The sequence below is a fragment of the Actinomadura livida genome (genome assembly GCF_014648675.1).
Taxonomy (GTDB): Bacteria; Actinomycetota; Actinomycetes; order Streptosporangiales; family Streptosporangiaceae; genus Spirillospora; species Spirillospora livida.
This window is the reverse complement of sequence record NZ_BMRO01000001.1, coordinates 169,744-171,482: the sequence shown is the minus strand read 5'-3', so window position 1 is coordinate 171,482 and position 1,739 is coordinate 169,744. Positions and strand designations below refer to the sequence as shown.

Annotated in this window: 1 protein-coding gene; it reads left to right on the top strand. The window is 72.2% G+C overall.

Annotated elements, in window-relative coordinates; translation table 11 throughout:
* Nucleotides 1-28: 28 nt before the first annotated feature.
* The coding region (locus IEZ03_RS37400; RefSeq protein ID WP_229807971.1) for an amino acid adenylation domain-containing protein at nucleotides 29-1,739 on the top strand (1,711 nt) is incomplete at its 3' end.

The window sequence follows — 1,739 nt, the reverse complement described above, 5'->3', positions numbered from 1 at the left end:
GGCGGACCTCGTGGTAGCGCTGTTGGCGGTGCTGAAGACGGGCGCGGCGTACGTGCCGATGGATCCGGACTATCCGGCAGACCGCATCGCGTACATGGTCGAGGACGCCCGGCCGGTGCTGACCATCGGCCCGGACGACCTCGACGCATCCGGACGCCCCGACACCAACCTCGGTGTCGCCATCGACCCTGAGCATCCGGCTTACGTCATCTACACCTCGGGTTCGACTGGCCGTCCCAAGGGCGTCGTGGTGCCGCACCAGAACGTGGTGCGGTTGCTGCGCTCGACCGAGCAGTGGTTCGACTTCGGCCCGGACGACGTGTGGACGCTGTTCCACTCCTACGCGTTCGACTTCTCCGTCTGGGAACTCTGGGGTCCGCTCCTCTATGGCGGGCGTCTTGTCGTCGTCCCCTACGAGACCTCGCGTTCGCCGCAGGACTTCTTGAAGCTGCTGGTGGACGAGCGCGTCACCGTCCTGAACCAGACCCCGTCGGCCTTCTACCAGCTGATGGCGGCCGACAAGGACGCCCCCGGTTCCAACCTGGCCCTCCGCTACATCGTGTTCGGCGGCGAGGCCCTCGACCTCGGCCGTCTCGAAGACTGGTACTCGCGGCACGCCGAGGACGCGCCGGTGCTGGTCAACATGTACGGGATCACCGAGACCACGGTGCACGTCTCCTACCTCGCGCTCGACCGCGTCCACGCCGCCACCGCGCCCGGCAGCCTCATCGGCGTCGGCATCCCCGACCTCAAGCTGTACGTGCTCGACGACCGCCTCCAGCCCGTCCCGCCCGGCGTGGCCGGTGAGCTGTACGTGGCGGGCGCCGGGCTGGCGCGCGGCTACCTCAACCGGCCGGGCCTGTCGGCCGAGCGGTTCGTCGCCGACCCGTTCGGCGGCCCCGGCACCCGCATGTACCGGACCGGCGACCTCGGCCGCTGGCGCCGCGACGGGACCCTCGAATACCTGGGCCGCGCTGACCAGCAGGTGCAGCTGCGCGGCTTCCGCATCGAGCTGGGCGAGATCCAGGCCGTGCTGACCAGGCACGAGGCCGTCCGCGACGCCGCCGTGCTCGTCCGCGACGACCGCCTGGTCGCCTACGTCGTCGGGACCACCGCCGGGAGCGGTGCCGACTCCGCCGAGCTGCGCCGCTTCGCCGCGGGGTCGCTGCCCGACTACATGGTCCCGGCGGCCGTCGTCGGGCTGGACGCCCTCCCGCTGACCTCGAACGGCAAGCTCGACCGGGCGGCGCTGCCCGCCCCCGACTTCGCGGCGAAGGTCTCGTCCCGCGCGCCCCGGACGCCCGAGGAGGAGACCCTCGCGGGCCTGTTCGCCGAGGTCCTCGGGCTGGAGCGGGTCGGGGTCGACGACGGGTTCTTCGACCTCGGCGGCGACTCCATCATCGCGATCCAGCTCGTCTCCCGCGCCCGCCGCTCCGGCCTGGTCGTCACCCCGCGCGAGGTGTTCCAGCACCAGACCGTCGAGGAGTTGGCGGCGGTGGCGCGCCCGGCCGGCGAGGGCGAGGAGATCGAGGCCGAGGCGCCCGGCGCCGGAGTCGGCCGGGTCCCGGCCACGCCGATCATGCGCTGGTTCCAGGAGCTGGACGGCCCGGTCGACGACTACAGCCAGCGGATGCTCCTCCAGGTCCCGCCGGACCTCGGCATCGACCGGCTGACCGCAGCGCTCCAGCGCGTCCTCGACCACCACGACATGCTCCGCCTCCGGGTGGCCGGCGCCGAGT